This window comes from Rhizobium sp. MHM7A (assembly GCF_005862215.1).
Classification (GTDB): domain Bacteria; phylum Pseudomonadota; class Alphaproteobacteria; order Rhizobiales; family Rhizobiaceae; genus Rhizobium; species Rhizobium bangladeshense.
This window is the reverse complement of record NZ_VCHT01000007.1, coordinates 270,861-296,340: the sequence shown is the minus strand read 5'-3', so window position 1 is coordinate 296,340 and position 25,480 is coordinate 270,861. Positions and strand designations below refer to the sequence as shown.

The 25,480-nt window shown below is 61.2% G+C and carries 26 protein-coding genes and 1 pseudogene; 15 read left to right on the top strand and 12 right to left on the bottom strand.

From position 1 onward, the window contains the following. Nucleotides 1-116: 116 nt before the first annotated feature. Nucleotides 117-1,502 carry a GH1 family beta-glucosidase gene (locus FFR93_RS23345; RefSeq protein WP_138394940.1) on the top strand — a complete coding sequence of 462 codons (1,386 nt, stop codon included), beginning with the start codon at nucleotides 117-119 and terminating at the stop codon, nucleotides 1,500-1,502. 140 nt (nucleotides 1,503-1,642) lie between these two features. Then, the gene (locus FFR93_RS23340; RefSeq protein WP_138394939.1) at nucleotides 1,643-3,856 is read left to right on the top strand and encodes an EAL domain-containing protein; all 2,214 of its coding nucleotides are present in this window, start codon (nucleotides 1,643-1,645) and stop codon (nucleotides 3,854-3,856) included. 42 nt (nucleotides 3,857-3,898) lie between these two features. On the opposite strand, the gene FFR93_RS23335 is transcribed toward FFR93_RS23340, so the two are convergent. The 4 genes from FFR93_RS23335 to FFR93_RS23320 form a co-directional block, all read right to left on the bottom strand. Then, nucleotides 3,899-4,828: a rhodanese-related sulfurtransferase gene (locus FFR93_RS23335; RefSeq protein WP_138395002.1), complete on the bottom strand. Its 930-nt coding sequence runs from the start codon at nucleotides 4,826-4,828 to the stop codon at nucleotides 3,899-3,901. Between the two features lie 71 nt (nucleotides 4,829-4,899). After that, nucleotides 4,900-5,376, bottom strand: coding sequence for a VOC family protein (locus FFR93_RS23330; RefSeq protein WP_138394938.1), 477 nt, complete (start codon nucleotides 5,374-5,376; stop codon nucleotides 4,900-4,902). A 103-nt stretch (nucleotides 5,377-5,479) separates the two neighbouring features. After that, entirely contained in the window at nucleotides 5,480-6,388 is a 909-nt protein-coding gene (locus FFR93_RS23325; RefSeq protein ID WP_138394937.1) for a CHAD domain-containing protein, read from the bottom strand. Then, a complete protein-coding gene (locus tag FFR93_RS23320) occupies nucleotides 6,366-6,854 on the bottom strand; it encodes a CYTH domain-containing protein (RefSeq protein WP_064708662.1) in 489 nt (162 codons plus the stop codon). The genes FFR93_RS23325 and FFR93_RS23320 overlap by 23 nt, the downstream gene beginning before the upstream one ends. Nucleotides 6,855-7,010: 156 nt before the next feature. On the opposite strand from FFR93_RS23320, the gene FFR93_RS23315 reads away from it, so the two are divergent. The 4 genes from FFR93_RS23315 (at nucleotide 7,011) to FFR93_RS23300 (ending at nucleotide 9,442) form a co-directional block, all read left to right on the top strand. Beyond that, nucleotides 7,011-7,649 carry a 2-dehydro-3-deoxy-phosphogluconate aldolase gene (locus FFR93_RS23315; RefSeq protein ID WP_138394936.1) on the top strand — a complete coding sequence of 213 codons (639 nt, stop codon included), beginning with the start codon at nucleotides 7,011-7,013 and terminating at the stop codon, nucleotides 7,647-7,649. Between the two features lie 110 nt (nucleotides 7,650-7,759). After that, the gene (locus FFR93_RS23310) at nucleotides 7,760-8,479 is read left to right on the top strand and encodes a tellurite resistance TerB family protein (protein ID WP_138394935.1); all 720 of its coding nucleotides are present in this window, start codon (nucleotides 7,760-7,762) and stop codon (nucleotides 8,477-8,479) included. A gap of 64 nt (nucleotides 8,480-8,543) precedes the next feature. Next, nucleotides 8,544-9,239 (top strand): GNAT family protein, encoded by a 696-nt coding sequence (locus FFR93_RS23305; protein ID WP_064708888.1) that lies wholly within the window; start codon nucleotides 8,544-8,546, stop codon nucleotides 9,237-9,239. Further along, the gene (locus FFR93_RS23300; RefSeq protein ID WP_138394934.1) at nucleotides 9,236-9,442 is read left to right on the top strand and encodes a hypothetical protein; all 207 of its coding nucleotides are present in this window, start codon (nucleotides 9,236-9,238) and stop codon (nucleotides 9,440-9,442) included. Before FFR93_RS23305 ends, FFR93_RS23300 begins: the two co-directional genes overlap by 4 nt. Nucleotide 9,443: 1 nt before the next feature. On the opposite strand, the gene FFR93_RS23295 is transcribed toward FFR93_RS23300, so the two are convergent. From FFR93_RS23295 to FFR93_RS23285, 3 genes are all read right to left on the bottom strand, one after another. Further along, nucleotides 9,444-10,520: a nickel/cobalt transporter gene (locus FFR93_RS23295; protein WP_138394933.1), complete on the bottom strand. Its 1,077-nt coding sequence runs from the start codon at nucleotides 10,518-10,520 to the stop codon at nucleotides 9,444-9,446. Further along, a complete protein-coding gene (locus tag FFR93_RS23290) occupies nucleotides 10,514-11,155 on the bottom strand; it encodes a DUF1007 family protein (RefSeq protein WP_138394932.1) in 642 nt (213 codons plus the stop codon). The genes FFR93_RS23295 and FFR93_RS23290 overlap by 7 nt, the downstream gene beginning before the upstream one ends. Nucleotides 11,156-11,285: 130 nt before the next feature. Beyond that, nucleotides 11,286-12,179: a LysR family transcriptional regulator gene (locus FFR93_RS23285; RefSeq protein WP_064708668.1), complete on the bottom strand. Its 894-nt coding sequence runs from the start codon at nucleotides 12,177-12,179 to the stop codon at nucleotides 11,286-11,288. A 531-nt stretch (nucleotides 12,180-12,710) separates the two neighbouring features. Here FFR93_RS23285 and odc2 point away from each other — a divergent pair. The 4 genes and pseudogenes from odc2 to FFR93_RS23265 form a co-directional block, all read left to right on the top strand. After that, a complete protein-coding gene (odc2, locus tag FFR93_RS23280) occupies nucleotides 12,711-13,844 on the top strand; it encodes an ornithine/lysine decarboxylase (protein ID WP_064712214.1) in 1,134 nt (377 codons plus the stop codon). A gap of 97 nt (nucleotides 13,845-13,941) precedes the next feature. After that, a complete protein-coding gene (locus FFR93_RS23275; RefSeq protein ID WP_064712213.1) occupies nucleotides 13,942-14,532 on the top strand; it encodes an N-acetyltransferase in 591 nt (196 codons plus the stop codon). Nucleotides 14,533-14,748: 216 nt separating this feature from the next. After that, nucleotides 14,749-15,774, top strand: a complete 1,026-nt coding sequence (locus FFR93_RS23270; protein ID WP_138395001.1) for a serine hydrolase — start codon at nucleotides 14,749-14,751, stop codon at nucleotides 15,772-15,774. 95 nt (nucleotides 15,775-15,869) lie between these two features. Continuing rightward, a pseudogene (locus tag FFR93_RS23265) lies at nucleotides 15,870-16,358 on the top strand (GGDEF domain-containing protein); the annotation flags it as partial. Nucleotides 16,359-16,382: 24 nt separating this feature from the next. Here the strand turns inward: FFR93_RS23265 and cysE are convergent. The 4 genes from cysE to FFR93_RS23245 form a co-directional block, all read right to left on the bottom strand. Beyond that, the gene (gene cysE / locus FFR93_RS23260; RefSeq protein WP_138394931.1) at nucleotides 16,383-17,201 is read right to left on the bottom strand and encodes a serine O-acetyltransferase; all 819 of its coding nucleotides are present in this window, start codon (nucleotides 17,199-17,201) and stop codon (nucleotides 16,383-16,385) included. 172 nt (nucleotides 17,202-17,373) lie between these two features. Then, entirely contained in the window at nucleotides 17,374-18,363 is a 990-nt protein-coding gene (locus FFR93_RS23255) for a WD40 repeat domain-containing protein (RefSeq protein ID WP_064712211.1), read from the bottom strand. After that, entirely contained in the window at nucleotides 18,363-19,463 is a 1,101-nt protein-coding gene (locus tag FFR93_RS23250) for a GTP-binding protein (protein ID WP_064708674.1), read from the bottom strand. Before FFR93_RS23250 ends, FFR93_RS23255 begins: the two co-directional genes overlap by 1 nt. Nucleotides 19,464-19,608: 145 nt before the next feature. Continuing rightward, a complete protein-coding gene (locus FFR93_RS23245; protein ID WP_138394930.1) occupies nucleotides 19,609-20,397 on the bottom strand; it encodes a creatininase family protein in 789 nt (262 codons plus the stop codon). Between the two features lie 85 nt (nucleotides 20,398-20,482). Here FFR93_RS23245 and FFR93_RS23240 point away from each other — a divergent pair, with 85 nt between their 5' ends. The 3 genes from FFR93_RS23240 (at nucleotide 20,483) to FFR93_RS23230 (ending at nucleotide 23,129) form a co-directional block, all read left to right on the top strand. Then, entirely contained in the window at nucleotides 20,483-20,995 is a 513-nt protein-coding gene (locus FFR93_RS23240) for a MarR family winged helix-turn-helix transcriptional regulator (RefSeq protein WP_138394929.1), read from the top strand. 119 nt (nucleotides 20,996-21,114) lie between these two features. Further along, a complete protein-coding gene (locus tag FFR93_RS23235; RefSeq protein ID WP_064708677.1) occupies nucleotides 21,115-22,137 on the top strand; it encodes a LacI family DNA-binding transcriptional regulator in 1,023 nt (340 codons plus the stop codon). 26 nt (nucleotides 22,138-22,163) lie between these two features. Next, complete coding sequence (locus FFR93_RS23230; protein ID WP_138394928.1) at nucleotides 22,164-23,129, top strand: 2-hydroxyacid dehydrogenase; 966 nt, start codon at nucleotides 22,164-22,166, stop codon at nucleotides 23,127-23,129. A 131-nt stretch (nucleotides 23,130-23,260) separates the two neighbouring features. Here FFR93_RS23230 and FFR93_RS23225 read toward each other — a convergent pair whose 3' ends face one another. After that, nucleotides 23,261-24,037 (bottom strand): gamma-glutamyl-gamma-aminobutyrate hydrolase family protein, encoded by a 777-nt coding sequence (locus tag FFR93_RS23225; protein ID WP_138394927.1) that lies wholly within the window; start codon nucleotides 24,035-24,037, stop codon nucleotides 23,261-23,263. Here FFR93_RS23225 and FFR93_RS41000 point away from each other — a divergent pair. Together FFR93_RS41000 and FFR93_RS23220 are read left to right on the top strand one after the other, a co-directional pair. Next, nucleotides 24,015-24,164, top strand: a complete 150-nt coding sequence (locus tag FFR93_RS41000; protein WP_171049244.1) for a hypothetical protein — start codon at nucleotides 24,015-24,017, stop codon at nucleotides 24,162-24,164. The genes FFR93_RS23225 and FFR93_RS41000 overlap by 23 nt on opposite strands. Before the next feature lie 167 nt (nucleotides 24,165-24,331). After that, the gene (locus FFR93_RS23220; RefSeq protein WP_064712207.1) at nucleotides 24,332-25,438 is read left to right on the top strand and encodes a TRAP transporter substrate-binding protein; all 1,107 of its coding nucleotides are present in this window, start codon (nucleotides 24,332-24,334) and stop codon (nucleotides 25,436-25,438) included. Nucleotides 25,439-25,480 lie beyond the last annotated feature (42 nt).

Genomic DNA, 25,480 nt, shown 5'->3' with positions numbered 1-25,480 from the left:
TCTGCCTTTCGTACTGCAACGTTGCAGTTTTTCGTTGTGGAGACCTGTACTTTGCATTGCGGCTTGGCTAAATCCGCCCACGGGTCAGTCCAAACAGTGAGAGACGGGGATTACAGATGATCGATGCAAAGACGCTTGCAGGCCGCTTTCCCGGCGATTTCACCTTTGGCGTCGCCACCGCCGCTTTCCAGATCGAGGGTGCCAGCAGGGCCGATGGGCGCAAGCCGTCGATTTGGGACGCTTTCTGCAATATGCCCGGCAGGGTCCATAATCGCGACAACGGCGACATTGCCTGCGACCACTACAACCGGCTTGAGCAGGACCTGGATCTCATCAAAGAGATGGGCGTCGAAGCCTATCGTTTCTCCATCGCCTGGCCGCGCATCATCCCCGAGGGCGCAGGCCCGGTGAACGAGGCCGGCCTCGATTTCTACGACCGTCTTGTCGATGGTTGTAAGGCGCGAGGGATCAAGACCTTTGCGACGCTCTACCACTGGGACCTGCCTCTGCTGCTCGCCGGCGATGGAGGCTGGACGGCGCGTTCCACCGCTTATGCCTTTCAACGTTATGCCAAGACTGTCATGAACCGCCTCGGCGATCGCCTCGACGCGGTCGCGACTTTCAATGAGCCCTGGTGCATCGTCTGGCTGAGCCACCTCTACGGCATCCATGCCCCTGGCGAGCGCAATATGCAGGCCGCTCTTCACGCCATGCATTACACGAACCTTGCCCACGGCCTCGGTGTCGAGGCGATCCGTTCGGAAGCCCCGAACGTGCCGGTCGGGCTGGTGCTCAACGCCGCCTCGATCATTCCCGGCTCCGACAGCCCGGCCGATCTTGCCGCTGGCGAACGCGCGCATCAGTTCCACAATGGCGCCTTCTTCGATCCTGTCTTCAAGGGCGAATATCCGAAGCAATTCGTCGAAGCGCTCGGTGACCGCATACCGGTGATCGAGGACGGCGATCTGACGCTGATCAGCCAGAAACTCGACTGGTGGGGCTTGAACTACTACACGCCCGAGCGGGTCGCCGACGATGCCGAACGCCAGGGCGATTTCCCTTGGACGGTGAGAGCGCCGCCGGCAAGCGACGTCAAGACCGACATCGGCTGGGAAATCTATGCGCCAGGCCTGAAGCTCCTGGTCGAGGACCTCTATCGCCGCTACGACCTGCCGGAATGCTACATCACCGAGAACGGCGCATGCGACAATACCGATGTTGTCGACGGCGAGGTCGACGACAGGATGCGTCTGGACTATCTCGGCGGCCATCTCGATGCCGTGGCCGACCTCATCAAGGACGGCTATCCCGTGCGCGGCTATTTTGCCTGGAGCCTGATGGACAATTTCGAATGGGCGGAAGGCTATCGCATGCGCTTTGGTCTCGTCCATGTCAATTATGAGACGCAGCTGCGCACGGTGAAGAAGAGCGGCAAATGGTATCGCGAACTCGCGGCGCAATTTCCGAAAGGCAATCACAAGCCAGGTCAGCAGGCCATCTGACTTCGATGGCAGGCGACCCCAGGTGCTCGCTTTGAGCTCGTGCCGACGGCGAAAAAATAGACGGCCGACGTCTGCAGCAGACGGTTGCTTAAACGTTTCTGAACCCTTGGCTGGCAGAGTCCGGTGGTCAGGGAGCCGGAATGCAAATACTCGGAAAATTGCAGAGCAAGGGTTCAGGAATAGGCCGTCACATCACCGTCACGGGCGTGTTGTTCTCCTTTGCCGTCATCGTCGCGGTCGCCACCATCATGGTGTTGACGGCAATCGAGCGCGTGGCTGAAAATGCCAATGTCCTAGATGACGAGCGTTCGCGCGAAACGACAATCGGCGCGTTGAAGACCTTCGAGGATCAGCTCGGTGCGACGCTAGACGATTATGCAGCCTGGGACGATGCCGCCGCCAACGTCTATATGCCCGATGGCATGGCGTGGACGGTCAGCAACTACGGCGAGATGTCGGTCAACAGCTCGCTTTTCGACATGGCGATCGTTATCGATAATGCGAAGAATTCGATCATGGCCTATCGGGACGGCAAACCGATGGAGGAGCCGCCCGCGGACTTCTTCGCGACTTCGCTGTGGAAACTGTTCGACGCGGTGAAGGCGGCCGGCCCCGCCGATACTCCCCAGGCAGTCGGTTTCGTTCGCACCAAACGCGGCATTGCCGCTGTCGGCGTGGCATTGGTGCGGAAGAAATCTGGCGCGCTTGATGTGCCTGCCGGTCAGCACCGCTACCTTGTTTTCGCCCGCCATCTCGATGACGCCAGAGTGGCAGGGCTCGGCGAGACCTATGTGATCGGCGGTCTGAGGCTGGCGTCGCCAAGTTTCGAGGCCGAGTATCTCGTACCGATCGTCGATCCGGCGGGGGCCACGATCGGCAAGCTCGTCTGGAATTCGCGCTCGCCCGGCAATATTGCCTATGCGCAGGTGCGGCCGATGGTCATCCAGGCGCTCGGTCTCGTCGGGCTTTTCTTCGTGGTGCTGCTGGTCATCGGTTGGCTGGCTGGCCGACGCCTGAAGGCGGAGGAAAACAGCGCGCGGGAGGAGGCGCTGCGCGACAGGCTGAGCGGCCTTTCCAATCGCGACGGCCTCGGGCTCGCCGTCGATCGTTTCGTCTTCGAAGCGCGCCAGAGCAAGCGCAACGTGCTGCTCCTCTATCTCGACCTTGATGGCTTCAAGGAAGTCAATGACAGCTATGGACACGGTACCGGTGATCAGTTGATCCGCGCGGTCGCGGCTGGGCTCAAGGTGTTGATCCCACAGGGCGCGGTTCTCGCCCGCATCGGCGGGGATGAATTTGCGATAGCCTTCCTCTCTGACGGCGAGAATGCCGCCGCCCTGCAGCTTGCCGAGCAAATTCTCGATTTCCTCGTCGAGCCGCTGGAAATCGGTCGACGTGTCGTCGTCGTCGGCGCCAGCATCGGCATCGCCATGTCGCCTGCCGGCGCAATTGATCGCGAGGAACTGGTGCGCCGTTCCGACCTTGCAATGTACAAGGCAAAGGAGGCGGGCCGTGCGCGCATGACGCTTTACGATCCGTCGATGGATGCGGACCGGCAGCAGCGCAATGCGCTCGAGCTCGATCTCAGAATCGCCATTGAAGGCGGCGACCTGACACTCGTCTACCAGCCGCTGGTCGATGCGGCCTCGCATGAGCTGACGGGTGTCGAGGCGCTGGTGCGGTGGAACCGTCCGGGCCATGGCCCGGTTTCGCCCGAGCTGTTCATTCCGATCGCCGAGACCAGCGGCCTCATCGAATCGCTCGGCCTGTTCGTGCTGCGCAAGGCCTGCGAAACGGCCAGGCAGTGGCCGGAACTGGACGTCTCGGTCAACGTTTCGCCGGGCCAGTTCCGAAATCCCGCCTTCACCGATTATGTGCGCTACGTGTTGAAGCAGACGGAGATCCAGCCCAGCCGCATCACCCTCGAGATCACCGAAGGCTATATGATCCAGAACCCGCAGCGTACCCGTCAGTCGATCGAGCGGCTGAAGGGGCTGGGGGTCAAGGTAGCGCTCGACGACTTCGGTTCCGGCTTCTCTTCGATCGGCTATCTCAGACAGTTCGGCTTCGACCGCATCAAGATCGACCGCTCGCTGGTCATGGGCGTCAACGAGGACAAACGCCAGCGCGAAATGCTGCAGGCGACGGTGGCGCTCGCACGCTCGCTCGATATCCCGGTGACGGCTGAAGGCATAGAGACCGAGGGACAGGCTGTCGCCATGCGCCTGTTCGGCTGCGACTGCCTGCAGGGCTATTTGTTCGGAAGGCCCCTGGCGGCCGAGCGGATTACCGAGATGCTAAACGAACTTCGTGCTGCGGAGCCGTCAACCCGGCGCCGCCTCGGCGCGGCCTGACGGCGAATTCTTGGACGGCAAGCTCGTCCAACAGAAACAGGCTCAGCTGCCAATATGACGCTGGCCACGTTTTTTTGCCAGAGCGATCTGATGCTGCCGCTGACGGTAGCGCAGCCGGTCATCCTCTGTGCGCGTGTGATAACAGTGGCTGCAGGAAACGCCTTCCTCATAGAGCGGCGAGGCAATTTCCTCGGCGGTGATCGGATTGCGGCAGGCGTGGCATAGCCGGTGCTCACCTTCCTTCAGGCCGTGTTCGACGGATACACGCTCATCGAATACGAAGCAGGCGCCGTCCCAGAGGCTTTCTTCCTGAGGCACTTCCTCCAGATATTTCAGGATGCCGCCTTTCAGATGATAGACCTCGTCGAAACCCTCAGCCTTCATGAAGGCTGTGGCCTTCTCGCAGCGTATGCCGCCAGTGCAATACATGGCGACTTTCGGCTTGTTGTGCAGCCCGGTATTCCGGCGCACCCAATCCGGAAATTCGCGGAATGTCTTCGTCTTTGGGTCGAGCGCGCCGCGAAAGGTACCGATCGCCGTCTCATAATCGTTGCGGGTGTCGATGACGATCGTATCGGGGTCGGAGATCAGCGCGTTCCAGTCCTTGGGCGCCACATAGGTGCCGACTACCTTGTTGGGGTCGATGTCTTCGACGCCCATGGTGACGATTTCCTTCTTCAGCTTCACCTTCATGCGCAGGAAAGGCATTTTCGAGGCGCGGCTTTCCTTGTGCTCCAGGCCCGCAAATTCCGGCTGAGCATGCAGGAAGGCGAGTACGGCGTGAACGCCGGCATCCAGCCCCGCGATCGTTCCGTTGATGCCCTCATGCGCCAAAAGCAGCGTTCCCTTGACGCCGTTCTCCTCGCACAGCGCCTGCAGCGGAACCTGCAGGCTTGCAAAGCGCGGCAGGGAAACGAAATGGTAGAGCGCCGCCACTAGGAACGGGCTGGTGTGTGTCTGGCTGTCGGTCATGCGCCGGAAATACAGAAAATCACCGGACCGCGCAATTCCCTTCGCCGATGGCGGCCCCTGACGGGGACCGATCACGGCTTTGCCTTCCATTCGGAAAGCGGTTGCACGCCGAAATTTCGATCGGGCGCATCGTCGAGAATGCTGATGAACTCGATCGAATGCCCATCCGGATCCTTGAAATAGATCGACAGCGCCGGCATCCAGCCTAAAACGACCGGCTCGGTTGCCGGTTGGCCGGTGAAGCCGAGAGGTTCGACGCCTTTTGCCTTGAGACGGGCAGGCGCCTGCAGCACACCATCGACAGTCATGCGGAAAGCGATATGCAGCCGCATCTTCAGGGGGCCGGTTCCGGTTTCCCAGAGGCCGAGCATACCAGTCTTCCTGTCGTCCACCCAGAGGAAGGCGACCTTGCGTTCCTCGAACGACGCCGCGGGTTCCAGTCCGACGACATCGCGGTAGAAATCCACGGAGGTCTTGAGACCCGCAACCGTCAGATGGGTCTCGTAGAGCCCGAGCACACTTGGCATCGCGGCATTTTCTGCAAACATTTCTTCCTCGCGGCTAGGTTCCTTTGGTCGATTACCGGAGGCTAGGACCTCAAGATTGGTTGAGGTCAATGGGGTCTGGCGACATTTCCAGATGCGCCGTCTCTCAGTTCCCGACGGTCAGCCAGAGAAGTTCGATACGCTCCGATTCCTCGTCGGGATCATCGGCGAAGACGGCTTCGGCCTTGACGAGGGCTTGCCGCCGGTCTTCCTGCTGGCGGAAGATGATCGCGTCGAGAAGGTGCGCCAGATCGTCGTTGCGGGTGAAGAGCTGCGGCTCGGCTTCGACCAGTTCGCAGAGCACGACTAGGTCATGGATGTGGCCGAGATCCTCGACGAGTTCCTTGGCAGCATCGCGCTTGGCCTTCATCGCGCCCGGCCAGATGTCTCGCAAAAGAGCGTGGTAGAGCCGATAGTCGTAGGTGCGTTTGCGCAGATCATGGAAATTGTCGGCCGATGCATCACCGTGGCAGCCGGCAAGCGCGGCCTTGGCCTTGCGGGCGGTGCGGCGCCAGCTCTTCGCCAGCATACGGGCATTCCTGCGGTGGCTGCCATCGAAGGAGATCCCGTCCAAAGCGGTGATCGCCTCCTTCAGCACGCCTGAGGTTTCGATCAGCCGCTGTTCCAGACCCTTTTCGGCCTCCGCCATCCAGTCACGGCGTCCCTCGAGAATGGTGACGATCCGGCCGAGGGCTTCGCTTTCCTCTTTGCCGCGGGCTGAATGCTGCAGATATTGCGCAGTGCCGATGAGCGCGGCAGCGTCCCGGATTGCCGAAAGCGAGCGCGCGGCATCGCGCAGCCTTGCATTTTCTTGCTTCTGAAAGTGAGGCACCTCGCGCGCGACGAGCCGGTAGAGCGAGCGCAATCGTTTCAGGTTTTTCCGGAAGGAATGGATCGCCTCGTGCGCGCCGTCCGGCCGCTCTTCGAGAAAGGTGATGGCGCTTTCCAGTTGCTCGGCCGCGACGCCCCGGAATGCCTGGGTGAAATCGGCGTCAGGCCGAATGCGATAGGCCATGCCTGTCGTGCCCGTATTCGGTGGCAAGGGCCTGGTTGGAATATCGGAAATCGCCGGTCACTTCGCGGCCGAGCCAGAGGGGCAGGGCTGGCTTGTCGGTTTCGGCCGCCATCTCCACTTCGGCAATCACCAGTCCGCGATGTTCGCCGGCAAAGACGTCAACTTCCCAGACGAAGCCCTCATGGGGAACGCGGTAGCGCGTTTTCTCGATGACGATGCCGATTGCGTTCTGCAACAGCTCTTCGGCATCGGCGACGGGGATATCGTATTCGAATTCGTCGCGAGTAATGGCGCTGCGGCCGATCTTGATCGTCAGTCTCGCTTTCCTGCCGTCGAGGATACGGACCCGAACGGAACGGTCGTCCATCGAGGCGATGTAACCCTGCCTGAGGACAGACTTGGTCTCGACGGCGGAACGCCATCCATCGCTGCGTACGAGAAATTTCCGCTCGATCTCTTTCGCCATGTCAGTGAACCTTTTGTGACGATTGCTGCACGGTAGACCAATTTCCAAGCATTTCATACCCTTCTTCTCAGGCAACTCGGTTTTAGCTCGACAAGGTTCGGCGGGGACGTTATTCGGGATGCAAATTTTCAATCGTTTCAAGGAGGTTGTGCGACCATGGGCGACAAAACAGAGAAGCTCCTTTCCATCCTGAAACTCCAGCCGGTCGTTCCCGTCTTGATTGTCGACGATGCCAAATCGGCGGTGCCGCTTGCCCGGGCGCTCGTCGCAGGCGGCTTGAAAGCAATCGAAATCACCATGCGCACGCCGGCGGCACTCGAGGCGGTGCGTGCCGTCGCCGCCGAGGTCGAGGGCGCCGAAGTCGGTGCCGGCACGATCCTGAATGCCGCCCATTGGCAGGCGGCCGTCGAGGCCGGTTCGAAATTTATCGTCAGTCCGGGCACGACGCAGGAACTGCTCGATGCCGCTGCAGATTCCGATGTGCCGTTGCTTCCCGGAGCTGCCACTGCCAGCGAAGTCATGGCGTTGCGCGAAGAAGGCTACCAGGTGCTGAAGTTCTTTCCGGCCGAGCAGGCCGGTGGTGCCGCTTACCTCAAGGCGCTCTCTTCGCCGCTCGCCGGCACACTGTTCTGCCCGACAGGCAGCATTTCACTGAAGAACGCCCGAGATTATCTCACGTTGCCGAACGTCGTCTGCGTTGGTGGTTCCTGGGTTGCGCCAAAGGAATTGGTCGCAGCCGGCGACTGGGCGGGGATCACCAAACTTGCAGCAGAGGCCGCGGCTCTGAAAGCCTGAGGTCGCAAGGGCTGGGATGAGCGCCAGGCGCGATCATCACGCGCAGTATTTGTATTTCAGCCGTCGCAAACCTATGTTCTCCTCCAGCCTCAAACAGGAGATGACGAGGAATGTTCGACGCAAAGAAGCTTCTCGACCAGTTCTTGGGTTCGCAGGTGCCGGGTGTCGGCGGTTCGGTCCGAGACAGGGCGGGCGAGGCCATGCAGACGGCAAAGAACAATCCGATGAAGAGCGGTGCGATCGCAGCCGTGCTTCTCGGCACCAAGACCGGCCGCAGCATTGCCGGCAATGCACTGGCGATCGGCGGTCTTGCCGCCATAGCCGGCCTTGGTTATCAGGCCTATAAGAATTACCAGGCGGGCCAAGCCCCCGCGGCCCCGTCGGATGCGCCGTCGGCAAACAACCCGGTTCTCCTGCCGCCGCCTGTTGACTCCGGCTTCGGGCCGGCGTCGCCTGCCGGCAGCAACGAATTCGTGCTGGTGCTGATCCGCGCGATGATCGCCGCAGCCAAGGCCGACGGCCACATCGATGGCGCCGAACGCGCCCTCATCATGGACAAGATCAAGGCCGCCGATGTCAGTGGCGAGGCTGCAGCCTTCATCGAGCGCGAACTCGCGTCGCCGACGGATATCGACGCGATCGTCGCTGCGGCGGTGACGGGAGAACAGCGCGTCGAACTCTACACCGCTTCGCGGCTCACCATCGAGCCGGATTCGCGCGCCGAGCGCGGTTATCTCGATCTGCTTGCGGGCCGTCTCGGCCTCGCCGACCAATTGGTCGACCATATCGAGGCGACGGTGTCGTCCGCAAAGACGACCTTGTCACAGTAACATCTAGGCCGGTTGCCTTTGTCGGGCGGCTGGCCTATCCACTCTGCCGAGAAGGGGAGTGAACATGCGCGATCTTGCAAATTTCAAGGGCTGCCCGGCGCCGAAGCCGGTCACACTGAAGGGCCGTTTCGTTACCGTTGAGCCCTATCGCCGCGAGCAACATCTCGAAGCGCTGTGGAAGGGGTTAGGGGGCATGGGCATCAACCCGCTGCTTCTTTATTTCGCGCAGGACGACTTCACTGGCATCGAGGATTTCGCCAACTGGCTGGAAACCGTCCACACCAAGTCCAACTGGCTCACCCATATCTTCCGCGACAACGCCACCGGCAAGATTGTCGGCATGGCGAACTATATGCGCGCGGACCCGGCAAACGGCGTCGTCGAGATCGGCGGGGTGGCCCATGGTCCCGACATGAGCCGTTCGCCGCTGTCCACCGAGGCGCACTACCTGATGGCCAAGCACGTCTTCGAAGATCTCGGCTACCGCCGCTACGAATGGAAATGCGACAACAAGAACGAAGCGAGCAAGACGACGGCTCTGCGCTACGGCTTCAGCTTCGAAGGCGTGTTCCGCCAGCACATGATTTCCAAGCACCGCAACCGCGACACCGCCTGGTTCTCGATGATCGACGCCGAATGGCCGCTGATCAACCAGGCCTTCGAAGCCTGGCTTTCGCCCGAAAATTTCGACGCGGCCGGCAAACAGGTCCGGCGCCTGCAGGATATTCGTGCCGATCTGGAAAAGGAAAGGCTCGCGTGAGCCCGGAAAGCCGCTCGCAGGCGACCGCTGCCGCCGTCATCCTTCTGGGCGCCGGTCTTGTCCTCTATTTTCTGCCGACCATCGTTCTATGGATCGGCAATTTCTCCCCGGTGCTGGCGATTGTCGTCGGTGTCTGCCTGATCATGGCGTTTTTTGCGGTCTTCTGGCTGCGGGCGCGCTACCAGCGCGGCAGAGGAAAATAGCCTATCCCTGCAGGGAAGCCCCGAGCAGCAGGACGCCCATCAGGATGACGAGCAAGGCGCCGAGGATTTCAATGGCGTTGCCCACCCAGACCGAAGCCGCCGAACCGCGCCCGGAGAGGCGGACGGCCGCACCTTTGGCGGTGACGGCAAGTGTGGCAAGCACGGAAACGGTAATCGCCGTGCCGAGCGACATGGCGGCGACCGAAAGCGCGCCGCCGAGATAGAGGCCGTTCAGCAGCGAGAAAGTCATGACAAGCAAAGCCCCGGAGCAGGGACGAAGGCCGACGGCCACGATCGCCGACCAAGCCTCACGAGCGCTGAACCTGTCGCCCGCGAGCAGGGCCGGATCAGGCACATGTGTATTGCCGCAGGTCTCGCAGACCATGCCGGGAACGAAGCTGTGGCTGGCATCCACGGCCTGCGCCTTGCCATTGAAAGCTTTGGGTTGACGTTCGGCTGCATTATCCCTCCAATCGAGCATCATGGAAACCGGACCGGCCGACGTCGCCACCAGCCGGCGGCGCGGCAGGTTGCTTGCCATCGAGCGCAGTTTGCGGAACAGCAGCCAGCCGCCGAAGAGGATGACCATGACGAAGCTTGCAATTTCCATGGCGTGAGTGGCTGTCGTCAGCGTAATGCCGGAGCCGCGCAAAACCAGCCAGGCGCCGCCGACCAGCGCCACGGCGACGACGCCCTGGATGAAAGCCGAAATGAAGGAAATCACCACGCCACGCTTCAGTTCAACCTCATTGGCGATCATGTAGGAGGAGATGACCGCCTTGCCGTGTCCGGGGCCGGCGGCATGGAAGACGCCGTAGGCGAAGGATAGGCCGACCAGCGATGTCAGCTGCCACGGATCCTCCCGCATGCCCTTCAATGCACCCGTCAGCGCCCGATAGAAGGCCTGCTGTTCATAGTTCACGTAGAGCAAAAGCGGCGCGAAAGGCCCACCCGTGGGTTGAAAACTTGGTTCGGCCGTGCCGATGCCGAGCGGCGATTGCGCATGGGCGAGGCTTGCAGCCATCAGGAGCGTGAGGAGTGCTGCGGTAAAGATGAGGGACGGGCGTCTTATCAGCATGTGAGCTCCAGCCGGGTGGCGAAGAGTTTAGACATGTTGGTGCCGGTGGGGTCGCTGAAGAAGGCGTCCGTCAGCGACTGCTTGTTTTGCGAGATCACCTCGTCGGCATCCGGCCTTACCACCTGGTGTTTGCAGGCCTTCAAGCCATCGCCGACCGTTGCCAGCTCGTTGTCTGTGGGAAAATCGATCGACGTATAGAGCGTCGGATCGTAGACGCCGAACGTAAGCCTGCCCCTGAGCGGCATCTTTTCCACAGGCTTGACCGCAAAGAACATCAGGAGCTGGCCGTTCTTATAGTCGACATGGATGACGTCAGGCTGTTGGACGGTGACGCTCTTCCCGTTGATCGTCAGGTTCATGTAGTAGTCGTAATCGGCAAGCGATTGCTTCACCGTGTTGCCGACCTGCGCGAGTTCGTTCGGCTCCAGTTTCAGATCGGTGTTCTTGTCGAAATCCATGACGACCGAGGAGGAGAAGACCTCGTCAAAGCGCCAGACATTGCGCAGTTCCTCGATGCTGCCGTCAGCGCCGGCCACGACTTCGAGCCGCGCCTCCACGAAGATGTGCGGATGTGCAAATGCCGCTGCCGGCGCCAGCGAAAGCAGCGCGGTCATCAATGGTATGGATTTGTTCATGCGTCCCGCTGCCCTATTCGCTCGACCGAGTTTTTACGAGAAATTGGGACGGAATTGGGACCGGCTTGTCGGTTGATGGCGTTCGGCATCATCCCATCGTCCGGCCAGGCCGGTCTGTGCCATCCAAATCTCACGGATGCTTCTTGAACCAATTGTGCAGGTAATCGACGAAGATTCTCACCTTGGCCGGCAGGTAGCGCCGGTGCGGGTAGACGGCATAGATGCCGCGGTCGGTCGGAATGTAATCATTAAACAGCGTCACCAGTTCGCCGCTCTCGATCGGCCTGCGGGCGATGAAATCGGGAATAAGGGCGATCCCGATGCCGGCGAGTGCAGCGCGTAATGTCGCATGCGGACTGTTGACCTCGATCGGCCCGGAGACGGCGACGGCAAAGGTGGTGTTGTCAGGATTGTGGAAGCGGATGCTGCCCTGGGTGCGTGAATTGGTATCGACGATAAAGGGAAGATTGGAAATGTCGCTCGGATGCTCCAGATCGGGATGGCGCTCGAGAAAATTCGGGGTGGCGCAGAGATGGACGCGGAAATCTGAAATCTTGCGGGCAATCATGCCGGAATCTTCGAGCTTGCTGATGCGAATCGCCACGTCGAACCCTTCCTCGATTAGATCGACGAAACGGTCGTCGGCGGCGATCTCCAGCGAAAGGTCCGGGTTTTCGCTGGAGAAATCGATTAGCGACTGACCGACGTCCGCATCGACGAAGGTGCGGGGGACGGAAACGCGCAACCGCCCCTTCAGCTGTGCATTGTTTTCGCGCACGAGATCGGCAAGATTGTCGATCTCCTTAAGAATATCCGAGGCGCTGCGATAATAGGTGTGGCCGGCCTCCGTCATGGAGAACTGCCGGGTGGTGCGGTTGAGCAGCAGCGCGCCGAGCTCGTCTTCCAGTTCGCGCACATATTTGGACAGCAGCGCCTTCGAGCGGCCGGTGCGCCTGGAGGCGGCGGAAAAGCCTTCGGCCTCGACGACATCGATGAAGGCGCGTATGCGCGTCAAGGTATCCATGATGCTTCCCTAAAACTGTTTTGGAACGTTGAACAAATTGGCCAGCGCTGTTCAAATATTTTTTTGCCCAGAGGATCAAAAATTCGCTTGATTATGAAGGCGAATATTCTTATTTCCCAATCAGCCCAAAGTCGCACGTGCCCATGGGTGTCCGCCGAACCCTCGAATTGGTGAGGAAATCGGTAAGGTACCTGGAATTAACCCCTCCAGTCGCTATTCCGGCCAACCGGAAAATGCGAGGACGCCTGAAGCAACGACGGTGCGGGCCTTTTTGTTCTCTCCCTGCTTTCCATCAGCGGGGGTTACTGAAGAGGCACACCATCATTGCCGGAAGTGCGGTTGGGACTCTCCCTCCAATCCATGGCAGACAAAGCCGAACTTACACCGCGTCCGCGGCGTTGGTTCACTATCCGCGCATCGAGCGCTTGCTATGGTTCCGGGGTCTCCACCGGCTGGTTCCAATGCGAGTTCTCGTATGCCCTTTGTCCTCCGGTTCATGCCGGAGCTCTGGAACTGGAAGAGGGAACGACTATGACCACCCAGCGCATCCGCGACTTTCTCGCAACCCGACGTCCCGACGGTCCCTGCCTCGTGGTTGACCTCGATGTCGTTCGCGACAATTTCCACGCCTTCCGTCACGCCATGCCGGACAGCGCCATCTACTATGCCGTCAAGGCTAACCCGGCTCCGGAAGTGCTGAAGCTGCTCGCAGGGCTCGGCTCCAATTTCGATTGCGCATCCGTTGCCGAAATCGAAATGGCGCTGGAAGCCGGTGCGACCGCTGCCCGCATCTCCTATGGCAACACGATCAAGAAGGAACGTGATGTCGCCCGCGCTCATGCGCTCGGCGTCAGCCTCTTTGCGGTCGACAGCCACGAGGAAGTCGAGAAGATCTCGCGCGCCGCTCCCGGCGCCCGTGTCTTCTGCCGCGTGCTCACCGATGGCGAAGGTGCCGAGTGGCCGCTGTCGCGCAAGTTCGGCTGCGTTCCGCAGATGGCGGTCGACGTTCTCGTCTATGCCCATCAGCTCGGCCTGCAGTCCTACGGCGTCTCGTTCCATGTCGGCTCGCAGATGACCAAGGTCGATGCTTGGGATTCGGCTCTTGCCGATGCCAAGCGCGTCTTCGTCCAGCTTGCCAAGCAGGGCATCCACCTGCAGATGGTCAACATGGGCGGCGGCTTCCCGACCAAGTATCTGCGCGACGTTCCGTCCGCGGAAGCTTACGGCAAGTCGATCTACCAGGCGCTTCGCACCCATTTCGGCAACCAGATCCCGCAGACGATCATCGAGCCGGGTCGCGGCATGGTCGGCAATGCCGGTGTCATCAAGGCGGAAGTCGTGCTGATCTCCAAGAAGTCGGACAATGACGACGCCCGCTGGGTCTTCCTCGACATCGGCAAGTTCGGCGGTCTCGCCGAAACCATGGACGAGGCCATCCGTTACCCGATCCGCACGGAGCGCGACGGCGACGAGATGGAACCTTGCGTGATCGCCGGCCCGACCTGCGACTCGGCCGACGTGCTGTATGAAAAGAACCTCTATCCGCTGCCGCTGTCTCTGACGATTGGCGACGAGGTTCTGATCGAAGGCACCGGTGCCTATACGACGACCTACTCGGCGGTTGCTTTCAACGGCTTCGAGCCGCTGAAGGCTTACGTCATCTAAGGTCTTGTTTCTGCCAGCTCCGCAACCAGCCGGGGCGGCAAATCCACAATTCACCGAAGTCACCGTCTGAATCGGTTTTGAGTGCGGGAGGCCCACAATGGCCGCTGTTCTTGATTCTGTCCGCGCATTCTTTGCGCCGTCCATTTTCACCATCGACGCCGAAAACCCGTCGGATGTTGTCGCGCGTGAAAACCTGCTCGACCGCGTCATGGGCCCCGACCGCCACAAGAAGTCGTCGGAGAAGATCCGCCGCAACCGCATTCCGGCCGAAGGACTTGCACTGGTCGCGCGTGATCGCGACGGTCGCCTGATCGGCACGGTGCGGCTCTGGAACGTCGAGGCCGGCGTCAACGCCGATGGCACGCCGATCAACGCGCTGCTGCTCGGCCCGCTGGCCGTCGATTCCCGTCATGGCGGCAAAGGCATCGGCTCGGCCCTGATGCGCGCGGCGATCCTCGAGGCGAAGAACCGCGGGCATGGCGCCGTCCTGCTCGTCGGCGATGCCGCCTATTATGAGCGTTTCGGCTTTTTCGCCGAAAAGGCTCGCCATCTTGTCATGCCAGGTCCGTTCGAGCGCTCGCGCTTTCTCGCGCTTGAGCTCACGGAAGGCTGGCTTGACGGCGCGGCCGGCATGATCGTTCCCTCGGGACGCATGCTGGCCAGCGCGCCGGTTCGCCGCGCAGCCTGAGCTGCGCGCCCACCAGGTAGTGATAGGGAACGTTCCCCGCCGGTAATATCCGCGCCGCTGATCATGCAGGCAGGCGGGCCTGCCGTGGCTGCGGCGCGGATTGTTTTTTATGCCGAGACAGAGAGACACGGGTAACCGGTTCACCAGCAGACACGATCGCGTGAGAAGTGCTGTGGGCACGCGAATATGTTGCCGCGATATCCTATCATGCGTCACATGATCCGTATTCTTTTCCTTCTCCTCTTCTTCTGCCTGACATTTGCCGCAACAGATCCGACGGCCGCTCAGAGCACGGCGTCCGCCGCCGGGCTTGGTCCGCGTCTCGACCAAGCGGCGAGCGATCCGGCGCTGCGGCCGCTGAAGACTGTGATCGTCGCTCGCGACGGACGCGTGCTCACCGAACGCGGCTTCCGCAGTCATTCGCCGTCGGAATCGACCAATATCAAGTCTGCTTCGAAATCGATCATTTCGGCGCTTGTCGGTATCGCGATCAGCAAAGGACTGCTTGATGGTCCGGACCAGAAGATCGCGCCGATCCTGAAAGCCGATCTTCCCTCATCGCCAGACCCGCGCCTCAACGACATCACCATCGGCAATCTTCTCTCCATGCAGGCGGGACTCGACCGCATGTCGGGGCCGAACTACGGCCGCTGGGTTTCCTCGCGCAACTGGGTGCGCTTTGCTCTCTCACAGCCTTTCATCGATCAGCCCGGCGGCGAGATGCTCTATTCCACCGCATCGACGCATCTGCTTTCGGCCATTCTGACCAAGGTCAGTGGCCGCTCGACCCTGGCGCTTGCCCGCGAATGGCTCGGCCCTGTCGAGGGTTTCCGCATTGGCGCATGGGAGCGCGACCCGCAGGGCATCTACATCGGCGGCAACCAGATGGCGATGAGCGCTCGGTCCCTACTTGCCTTCGGCGAGCTTTATCGCAATGGTGGGCGCACAGCCAAGGGGGAGCAGGTGGTGCCTGCCGACTGGATCGCGCAATCCTGGCAGCACCGTACCAATTCGCGTTTCTCCGGCGACGAATACGGCTATGGCTGGTTCACGCGTGTAATCGGCGGCGAGCAGGTGCATTTCGCCTGGGGCTATGGCGGGCAGATGCTCTACATCGTCCCGTCGCTCGATCTGACCGTCGTCATGACGTCGGAAGAGAGCGGCCCCTCGGCGCGAAACGGCTACCGGGATTTGCTGCACGGTCTGTTGGCTGACATCATCGGCACGGTGCGATCTGCTTGATTACTGCGGCTGTAGGAAAACCACCGATTGTTCGATTTTCAACGAAGGCTCCGATCAAACCGCAAAATGCTTGCTGTAGGTTCCGCGGCCAGAACCTCGCCCACCACGATCCGCTGACCGGCGCGCTCAATCGTGGCGGCCTTGCCCAGCACGTGCCCGTGCTCGCGTTCTCCGATATCCCTGCTGATCTCGATATCGACCATTTCGAGCAGTTGAACGACAGGCACGGCCACGCCGCCGGCGACGAGATCCTGCGGCTTTTCGCCCGCGTTTCGAGGAGCATCATGCGCTCCAACGAACTGCTCGCGCGGCAAGGTGGAGACGAGTTCCTGGCGGTGCTGAAAAACATCGCCCAGGAAGATGCGGTGGCGATTGCCTAGCAGATCCGCCTCGCTTTCGCCGCCGCCGTCTTGCAGCGGCCGGATCTCGCCGTCTTTCCGACGTTGAGCATCGGCGTTGCTACCCGTGAAAACGCAGAGGGTTTCGAGCGGCTCATGCACAAGGCCGATGAAGCGCTCGATCGCTCGAAGCGCGAAGGCCGAAATCGCGTTGAAGCTTCCCGGCAAAACCAGCAGGCCGGATAGCGCATGGGTGCGTCCCTGTAGGGCCTAGATATTCTGGTCCATGGTCTCGGCCGGGATTTCATCGGCGCGGTGGATCCGCACGATCGCGGCCGGGACGCCGGCAACAGTGCAATGTTCGGGAACCGGCTTCAGTACGACGCTGCCGGCCGCGATTTTGCTGAAGGCGCCGATTTCGATATTGCCGAGAATCTTGGCGCCTGCGCCGATCATGACGCCGTGGCGAATCTTCGGATGGCGGTCCCCCGTCTCCTTGCCAGTTCCGCCAAGCGTGACATTCTGGAGGATCGATACTTCGTCTTCGATCACCGCCGTTTCGCCGATCACGATGCCCGAGCCATGGTCGAGCATGATGGAAGCGCCTATCCGTGCAGCCGGATGAATGTCCGGGCCGAAGACCAGCGAGGCCAGATTGGCGAGCCAGGCGGCAATCTCCGGGCGGCCGGTATTCCAGAGCACGTGGGCGATGCGGTGTGTCTGCAGCGCATGAAAACCCTTGAGGTTCAAGAGCGCATGCAGAAATGTCGTGCAGGCCGGATCGCGTTTGCGAACGGCAGCGAGATCTGCCTCGACTTTCCGGATGATATCGTCATCAAGCGTCGACAGGATGAGGTCGAACAGATCGCCGGTTTCAACTTTCGCCACCGATAGCCGCGCCGCCAGCACCTGAGCCAGGATCTCATGGTTGCCGGCGGGGCTCGTCACCTGCTCGGCAAGCAGTCGCCGCAATATCGGCTCGCGCGCTGCAAGCTCGCCCGCCTCGGCGCGGATCACCGCCCAGATGGATGCGTCGCCCAGGGGCTGCGGCTGTTGCTCGGCCAAGCCGAGGCCGGTCGATATCGGCATTGCGTTTCCTCTGTCAGTCACGGCCAGGCATTAGCTGCGCGGATTTTCATGTGTCGTCCAGCCAAGATCGACAAGTCCGGTATTTGGCATGCGATCTTCCAGCCAGTCCGTTTAAGCCGGCGCCTGCATATGGTCGGCGCCATATGCGACGGTTTCAGGTTCCGCCAGGGGCTTAAGCCGAGATATCGACCACGCCGCAATCGCCGGCTTCGGAGGCGAAAGCGAGCAGCTTGCCGTTTGCGCTCCAACTCATTGCTGTGATCGCGCCCTTGCCGGGGCGGCGCAGGAGGGCTTCCTTGCTGTCGGCGATGCGCACGGCGAGGATCATGCCGTCGATGAAGCCGATCGCGAGGATATCCTCCAGCGGATGGAACTTCACCGAGGTCGCCATGATGTTGGCGCGGGTGCCGAGTTCGAGTGGCGCCTTGCCCATCGGGCCGTCCTTGCCCTGGAAAGGCCAGACGATTGCCGCCGGTGCGCCCGAGGAGGCTAGCCATTTGCCTTTGACCGACCAGGAGAGGGATTTCACCTTGGCGGGGTAGCCGGTCATGCGCATGTGGCGGGCTTCGGCGCCGGGCTTGCTGTCGAGCTTCCAGCCGTGCAGCGCGTTTTCCTGCATCGAGGTGACGAGGAAATTACCATCGGGCGAGAAGGTGACGGCGGTATGCGCGCCCTTCCATTCGAGATCGACCGGTTTGGCGCTCATGCCGACCCAGTGCAACGACACGCCGTTATAGCGGGCGGCGGCGATGCGCAGGCCTTTCGGTGCGAAGGCGAGGCCTTCGACGGTGCGCTCCTCGGGGAATTCCTTAGTGGTGCCGTCGGCAAGCCGGACGAGCGAACTCTTGCCATAGGAATAGGCAACCGCTCCTTGCGGGCCGGCCGCGACCTGCGAGATCCATTTGCGCGGCGCGGTCGCAAGTTCGCTGACGCTGCCGTCGGCGGCGATGCGCAGAACCTTGCCGTCTTCGCCGCCCGAGATCAGGCTGTCGCTGTAGGGATCGCGGATCGCGGTGAGCATGCCCTGATGGGCTTCTGAAACCCTCTCGCCGCCGTCCAGCCGGTGAAATGTGCCGTTGGCGCTGGCGAAGAAGGGAACATCACCTAAAAATTCGACGGCCAGAACGTGGCCGTCGAGATCAAGCGGTGCAACTGTGGGCATCAGGCGGCTGCCTCACAGGCCTTGAAGGAGGCCTCGAGTTTTTCCCGGTCGAGATCGCGGCCGATGAACACGAGACGGCTTTCATGCTTCTCGCCTTCCTTCCATGGCCGCTGGTGATCGCCTTCGATGATCATGTGCACACCCTGGACGACGTAACGCTGCGGGTCGTCCTTGAAGGCAATGATGCCCTTGAGGCGCAGAATATTCGGCCCCTGCGTCTGCGTGACCTTCTGGATCCAGGGGAAGAAGCGCTCGGGGTTCATCTCGCCGCCGCGTAGCGACACCGACTGTACCGTCACATCGTGGATAGCCGACATCGCGCCATGGTGATGGGCGCCGTTGTGATGGCCGTGGTCATGATCGTGATGGTGGTGGTCGTGATCATGATCGTGGTGATGGTGATCGCAATCCGGGCCGCAGACGTGGTCGTCATGGCCGTGTTCCAGGAAATGCGGATCGTTTTCCAGCGCGCGCTCGAGGTTGAAGGCGCCCTGATCGAGAACGCGGGCGAGGTCGACGCCCGAGCGGCTGGTCTTGTAGACACGGGCGGCCGGGTTGATGGCACGGACGATGTCTTCGATCACATCCAGTTCTTCGGGGGTCACGAGGTCGCTCTTGTTGATGACGACGACGTCGGCGAAGGCGATCTGGTCCTCGGCTTCGCGGCTGTCCTTCAGGCGCAGCGGCAGGTGCTTGGCGTCGACGAGAGCAACCACGGCATCGAGCTCGGTCTTGGCGCGCACGTCGTCGTCCATGAAGAAGGTCTGGGCGACCGGTACCGGATCGGCAAGGCCCGTTGTTTCGACAATGATGCCGTCGAAGCGGCCGGGGCGGCGCATCAGGCCTTCGACGACGCGGATCAGGTCGCCGCGCACCGTGCAACAGACGCAGCCATTGTTCATCTCGTAGATTTCTTCATCCGACTCGACGATGAGGTCGTTGTCGATGCCGATTTCGCCGAACTCGTTGACGATGACCGCGTATTTCTTGCCGTGATTTTCCGACAGGATGCGGTTGAGCAAAGTCGTCTTGCCGGCGCCGAGATAACCGGTGAGCACGGTAACGGGAATGGGCTTCTGGGTGGAGATCGCGTCGGTCATGAGAACCTCTAAATTAGGCGTGCGGCCGAGCGGCTTTGGATCGGCCGCTTGAACGGTTGGTCTCATATAATGGCATGGGCACGGCAGTTCAAAGGATTTTATATGTTATAAGATCACATCGCCGCCGGATGCAGATGATCGCTTTTCAACGGAGCTCGCCGAGATCGAATGCATCGACATCCTCCAGAAGTTCCACCAGCCCCTTTACCGAGTGAGCAATCAGCGCCTCTCCCTTTTCGGCCGTCGCAGCGGCGGCATTGCCTGCCACGCCTTGTTTGTTGAGATCCGACATCTTCCAGCCGAAGGCATGCGGGCCGTAGGCGCGCAGGTGCTTGAAGTGGGTGGCGAATTCCGTCTGCCGCGAAGGAAAATCCCCAGCCTTTGCCATGTCTACCTTGGTGGGGTGAAGAGCCAGCATGACCGATGTCTCGATATCGCCGCCATGGATGCCAAACGCCTTTTCCTCTGGTGCAATCACGCCATCCGGCAGCCCGAAGCGGGTCCAGCTCGTCGCCACAGCCAGCATGGCAAAGCGGATCCGCGCCTCGGTCGCGACAATAGTCATGAGGGGCGAATTGCCACCATGGGCGTTCAGCATCACGAGTTTGCGGATGCCTTGCTTCGCCAGCCCTTCGGCAATGGCGAGCCAGCGGTTGACCGCTTCGTCGAATGCGAGCGTCTTCGTTCCTTCAACATCCATATGTTCTATGGAGTAGCCGACCGATTCGGTGGGCAGGAAGGTGACCGACAGTCCGACGGGCAAGGCCATTTTCAATCGTTCGGCGATGCCTTCGGCAATCAGCGTGTCGGTTTCGAAAGGCAGGTGAGGGCCGTGCTGCTCATGGGCACCAAGCGGCAGCACCGCGATCGGGCGGCGCTCGCCAGGGGCGCGGACCGAGCCGCTGTCCTCGGAGCGGGGCGAAGACGTCATCATCCGGTCGTTGCCTCTTGTTTATGACGAGATCATGGGCAATGTCATATCGCAGCGGCGTCGGGGCTTAAAGATCAAAGGGATGGCTATGGGAAAGAAGCATAAGGACGGCAAGAAGAGCAAGTCCAAGAAGAAGGACCAGACGGAGTATACGCTTGTCGACCTCTCGCCGGCGCTGACCCAGGCAGCTCGTTCCATGCGTACGGTGCTGTCGCGCAACCTGTTCGAAAGCGGCCTCTATGCCGGCCAGGACGGCGTCATTCTCTCGCTGGCCGAGACCGACGGCATGACAGCTGGCGGTCTTGCGCAAAAGCTCGGAGTGAAAGCGCCAACCATGACGCGGACGATCGGCCGCATGGAGGCGCAGGGCTTTCTCGAGCGCAAACCCGATGCCGAGGATGCGCGCCTGACCAAGGTCTATCTCACTCCGCTCGGCCGTGACAGCGTGCGGGCGATCGAGATGGCGGCCTCGGCCTGCGACAGACTGGCGACGCAGGAATTTTCTGAAAAGGAAATCCGCAATCTCGTTCGCCTCCTGAAGGCGATCGACGCCAATCTGCAGGCCGAAGCGCATGCCATCGAAGAGCCGGACGACGAGTGAAATTTCCCAGAAAAGACGAATTGCCTGCTGCGGTTAAATCTTTTAATTAAACATTTTAAGGGCCGCGCCGGTTTCCCGGCGTGGCCTTGCTGTCTTGCGTGCTGCCTGGAGGAGGACACGTGGTCCAGAAGATCAAGCTTTCGACAATCGCCGAGACGCTCGGCATCTCAACGGCGACCGTGTCGCTCGCCTTGCGCGACAGTCCGCTGGTGGCCGGTAATACGCGGGAGAAGATCAAGGAGCAGGCGCGCGCGCTTGGCTATATCTACAATCGCCGTGCCGCTAGCCTGCGCACCTCACGCTCGGGCATCATCGGCGTCGTCGTGCATGACATCATGAATCCATTCTACGGCGAAATCCTGAAGGCGATCGAAAGCGAGCTCGATCGCAGCCGCCACACCTTCATTCTTTCCAACCATTACGATAATGTCGAAAAGCAGCGCACCTTCATAGAAACGCTCCTGCAGCTCGGCGGCGATGGCGTGATCATGTCGCCGGCAATCGGCACCCCGCCGGAAGATCTGCAGTTGGCGGAAGAGAACGGCATGCCGGCGATCCTCGTTGCCCGTTCGATGGAAGGTCTGGAACTGCCGACCTATCGCGGTGACGACAGCTATGGCATCTCGCTCGCCACCAACCATCTGATCGGCCTCGGACATCGCTCGATTGCGATGATCGGCGGTACGGACCAGACATCCACCGGCCGCGACCGCTACCAGGGTTACGTCAATGCGCTGCGCAAGGCGGGCATCGAAGTCGACCCGAACCTGCGCATTCCCGGGCCTCGCTCAAAGCAGGGTGGTTTCGAGGCGGCTGTGCATTTTCTCTCCCTGCCGCAGAAGCCGACGGCGGCCGTCTGCTGGAACGATCTCGTCGCGATCGGCCTGATGAACGGCATTGCCCGCGCCGGCCTTGTGCCGGGCCGAGATATTTCCGTCACCGGTTATGACGATCTCGAGGAAGCCTCGATCGCCACGCCGGCGCTGACAACCGTCTGGAACGGCCAGACCGAGGTCGGCCGCCTGGCTGCGCGCGCGCTTCTCGATCGTCTTGCCGGCAGCCATGAACCTGACGGCATGCATCTCATCAAGCCGGAAATGCGAATCCGCCAATCGACCAGTCCCCATCGGCCCCGCGCCTGAACCAGACCCGTCCAAGAGGAAAAGCCATGTCCCGCATCGCCATTCTCGTTCCTGGGAAGATACACGAGCGTGTTCTCGAAAGGCTGAAAGATCGTTTTGAGATCATCGCTGTCGCCCGCGAGGAAAGGCTCGCGCTCGACAATGACACCGCTGGACGCATCCGCGGCGTCGCCGTCTCCGGCGCTTTTCCCGGCGCCTGGATGGACCAGTTGCCTGGTGTCGAAGTGATCGCCAGTTTCGGTGTCGGTTATGACGGCATGGATGTGAAGCGTGCAGCCGAAAAGGGCATCGTCGTCACCAATACGCCAGACGTTCTGAACGACGAGGTTGCAGATACGGCGATCGGCCTGCTCTTGAACACGATCCGCGAGTTGCCGCGGGCGGAAGCTTGGCTGCGTGCGGGCAACTGGAAGCTGGGCACGGCTTTTCCGCTGTCACGTTTCTCCCTCAAGGGCCGTCATATCGGGCTTTACGGCCTTGGCCGTATCGGGCTTGAGATCGCCAAGCGGCTGGAGCCGTTTAAGGTGAAGATCAGTTATCACACCCGTTCGCGCCACCCGGATGCGCCCTACGACTATTACCCGACGTTGAAGGAATTGGCGGAGGCGGTGGATACCCTGATCGCCATCGTTCCGAAGACGCCGCAGACGCATAAGACGATCGATGCCGATATCCTGGCCGCTCTCGGGCCGAACGGAGTTCTCGTCAATGTCGGCCGCGGCTGGACGGTTGATGAAGAAGCGCTGAGCGCTGCCCTCGCATCAGGCGCGCTCGGTGCGGCCGGCCTCGACGTCTTTTACGATGAGCCGACCGTGCCGTCCGGCCTGCTCGAACCAGCCAATGCCGTGCTGCTGCCGCACGTTGCCTCGGCCTCCGTGCCCACGCGCGTGGCGATGGCTGATCTGGTCGCCGACAATCTCATCGCCTGGTTCGAGAAGGGGACTGCGCTGACGCCGGTGCCGGAGACGCCGCAAAAGGTTAGGCGAGACTAACGTTGAGCGCCTTATGAAAATCTGAACCGCCTAGGCGCCGTGCGTCCTTTCGGACGAACAAGGGACGCTCCAGCACCCTGAAGCAGCCACTCGTGCTTTCCGAAGATCGCTCCGATTCTCGGGCCGATGCTCTAGGCGATTTCCGGCGCCGTCACAGGCAGTTTGCCGGCGGCGTAGCTGCGGACGGCGTCGCCGAAGGCGGCAAACAGCCGGTTCGACGCCTTGTCGGTTTCGGCCCAATATTCCGGATGCCATTGCACGCCAACGGCGAAGGCCCTGGCATCGATCACAGAAACGGCCTCTACCGTGCCATCTTCGGCGGTGGCTTCCACCTGCAGGCGCGGCGCGGTTCTGGCGATCGCCTGTCGATGCAGCGAATTCACGCGGATATCGCCGGGGCCGAGAATCTCTGCGATGCAGGAGCCTTCCTTGATATGGACAGTCTGGCGGATGGCATACATGCCATCACGGTCCACACCCTCCGGCCGGCGATGATCCCAGATGCCGGGCTGCTCATGGATCTCGCTTGCCAGCGAGCCGCCGAGAGCGACGTTGAGTTCCTGAATGCCGCGGCAGATGGCGAGCAGCGGGATGGCGCGGTCGATGGCGCGGCGGATGAGCGGCAGGCTGGTGGCGTCGCGGGCGGGATCAAAGGGGCCGTCCCTGTCAGTCGCCTCGACGCCGTAAAGCGCGGGATGCACATTGCTGGCCGAACCTGATACCAGCAAGCCATCGACGCGGTCGAGGATCGCGTCACTATCGTAGCCTGCCTCGAACGCGGGGATCATGAAGGCCATGACGCCGGCCGCATTCAATGCGGCGCTCAGATATTGATGCTGAACGGCATGCCAGGTCGCGCCGTCGAAGCTGCGGATATCGGCAGGAATGGCAACAATCGGTTTCGTCATGTTCGCCCCGGTGAAATCTTCTGCTCGTCGTTTCTGCCGCCAGAACGGCGGTGAAGTCAACGCCTGCCTCATGTCCGGTGGACAAATTGCGGCGCAAGTGGCGCCGCGGCTCTCCGGCGCGCGCTAAGCTGCTGATTTTGATGGGCGCGTTGCGCGCTGCCCTATTGGCTATCCTGATGCCAAAGGCTAATAGACTAAAGCTTGAATCGCGGCCCCTGCCATGCTTAGCTCTGCCCTCGCTGCGGGTAGGGGTGAAGATTGGCCGCGCAGTGCCATCTATACGGGAGGTTTTTGATGGATCGTCGTTCGTTTTTCAAGAAGGCGGGAACTGCCGGCGCCGGAGCGGTTGCCGCAACGGCACTGGCAGCGCCTGCGATCGCGCAGGAGAATCCGAAGATCGCATGGCGCATGACGTCGTCATTTCCGAAGAGCCTGGACACGATCTATGGCGGCGCCGAGGACATCTCCAAACATGTCGCCGCTGCGACCGACGGCAATTTCACGATCCAGCCTTTCGCAGCCGGTGAAATCGTTCCCGGCCTGCAGGCCGTCGATGCGGTCGCCGCCGGCACGGTCGAGGCAGCGCATACCACCTCCTATTATTTCGTCGGCAAGGATCCGGCCTATGCCTTCGGAACAGCCATTCCCTTTGGGTTGAACAGCCGCCTGACCAATGCCTGGTTCTATGAGGGCAACGGCAACAAGCTGATGAACGAGTTTTATGCCACACAGGGCATGTATGCCTTGCCGGCGGGCAACACCGGGGCGCAGATGGGCGGCTGGTTCCGCAAGGAAATCAACACTCTCGACGATCTCAAGGGTGTCAAGATGCGCATTGCCGGCCTTGCCGGACGCATCATGGAGAAGGTCGGCGTCATTCCGCAGCAGATCGCTGGTGGCGACATCTATCCGGCGCTCGAAAAGGGTACGATCGACGCGGCGGAATTCGTCGGTCCCTATGACGACCTGAAGCTCGGCTTCCATAAGGTAGCGAAATACTATTATTACCCGGGCTGGTGGGAAGGCGGCCCGACCGTGCATGCGTTCTTCAACCTCGATAAGTGGAGCAACCTGCCGAAACATTATCAGGCGGCGCTTACCGATGCCTGTGCCTTCGCCAACACCAACATGCTGGCAAAATACGACATGAAGAACCCGACGGCGCTGAAACAGCTCGTTGCGGAGGGTGCGACGTTGCGCCCGTTCAGCCAGGAAATCATGGAAGCCAGCTTCCAGGCGGCGATGGGCATCTACGGTGAAATCTCGGCCAACAACCAGTATTTCAAGAAGATTTACGAGGACCAGACCGCCTTCAAGCGCGATGCCTATCTGTGGATGCAGCTTTCGGAATACACCTTCGATACGTTCATGATGATCCAGCAGCGAGCCGGGAAGCTCTGAGCTTCTGGCCGACGGCATTCGTCGACGCTTGATCGCCACTGA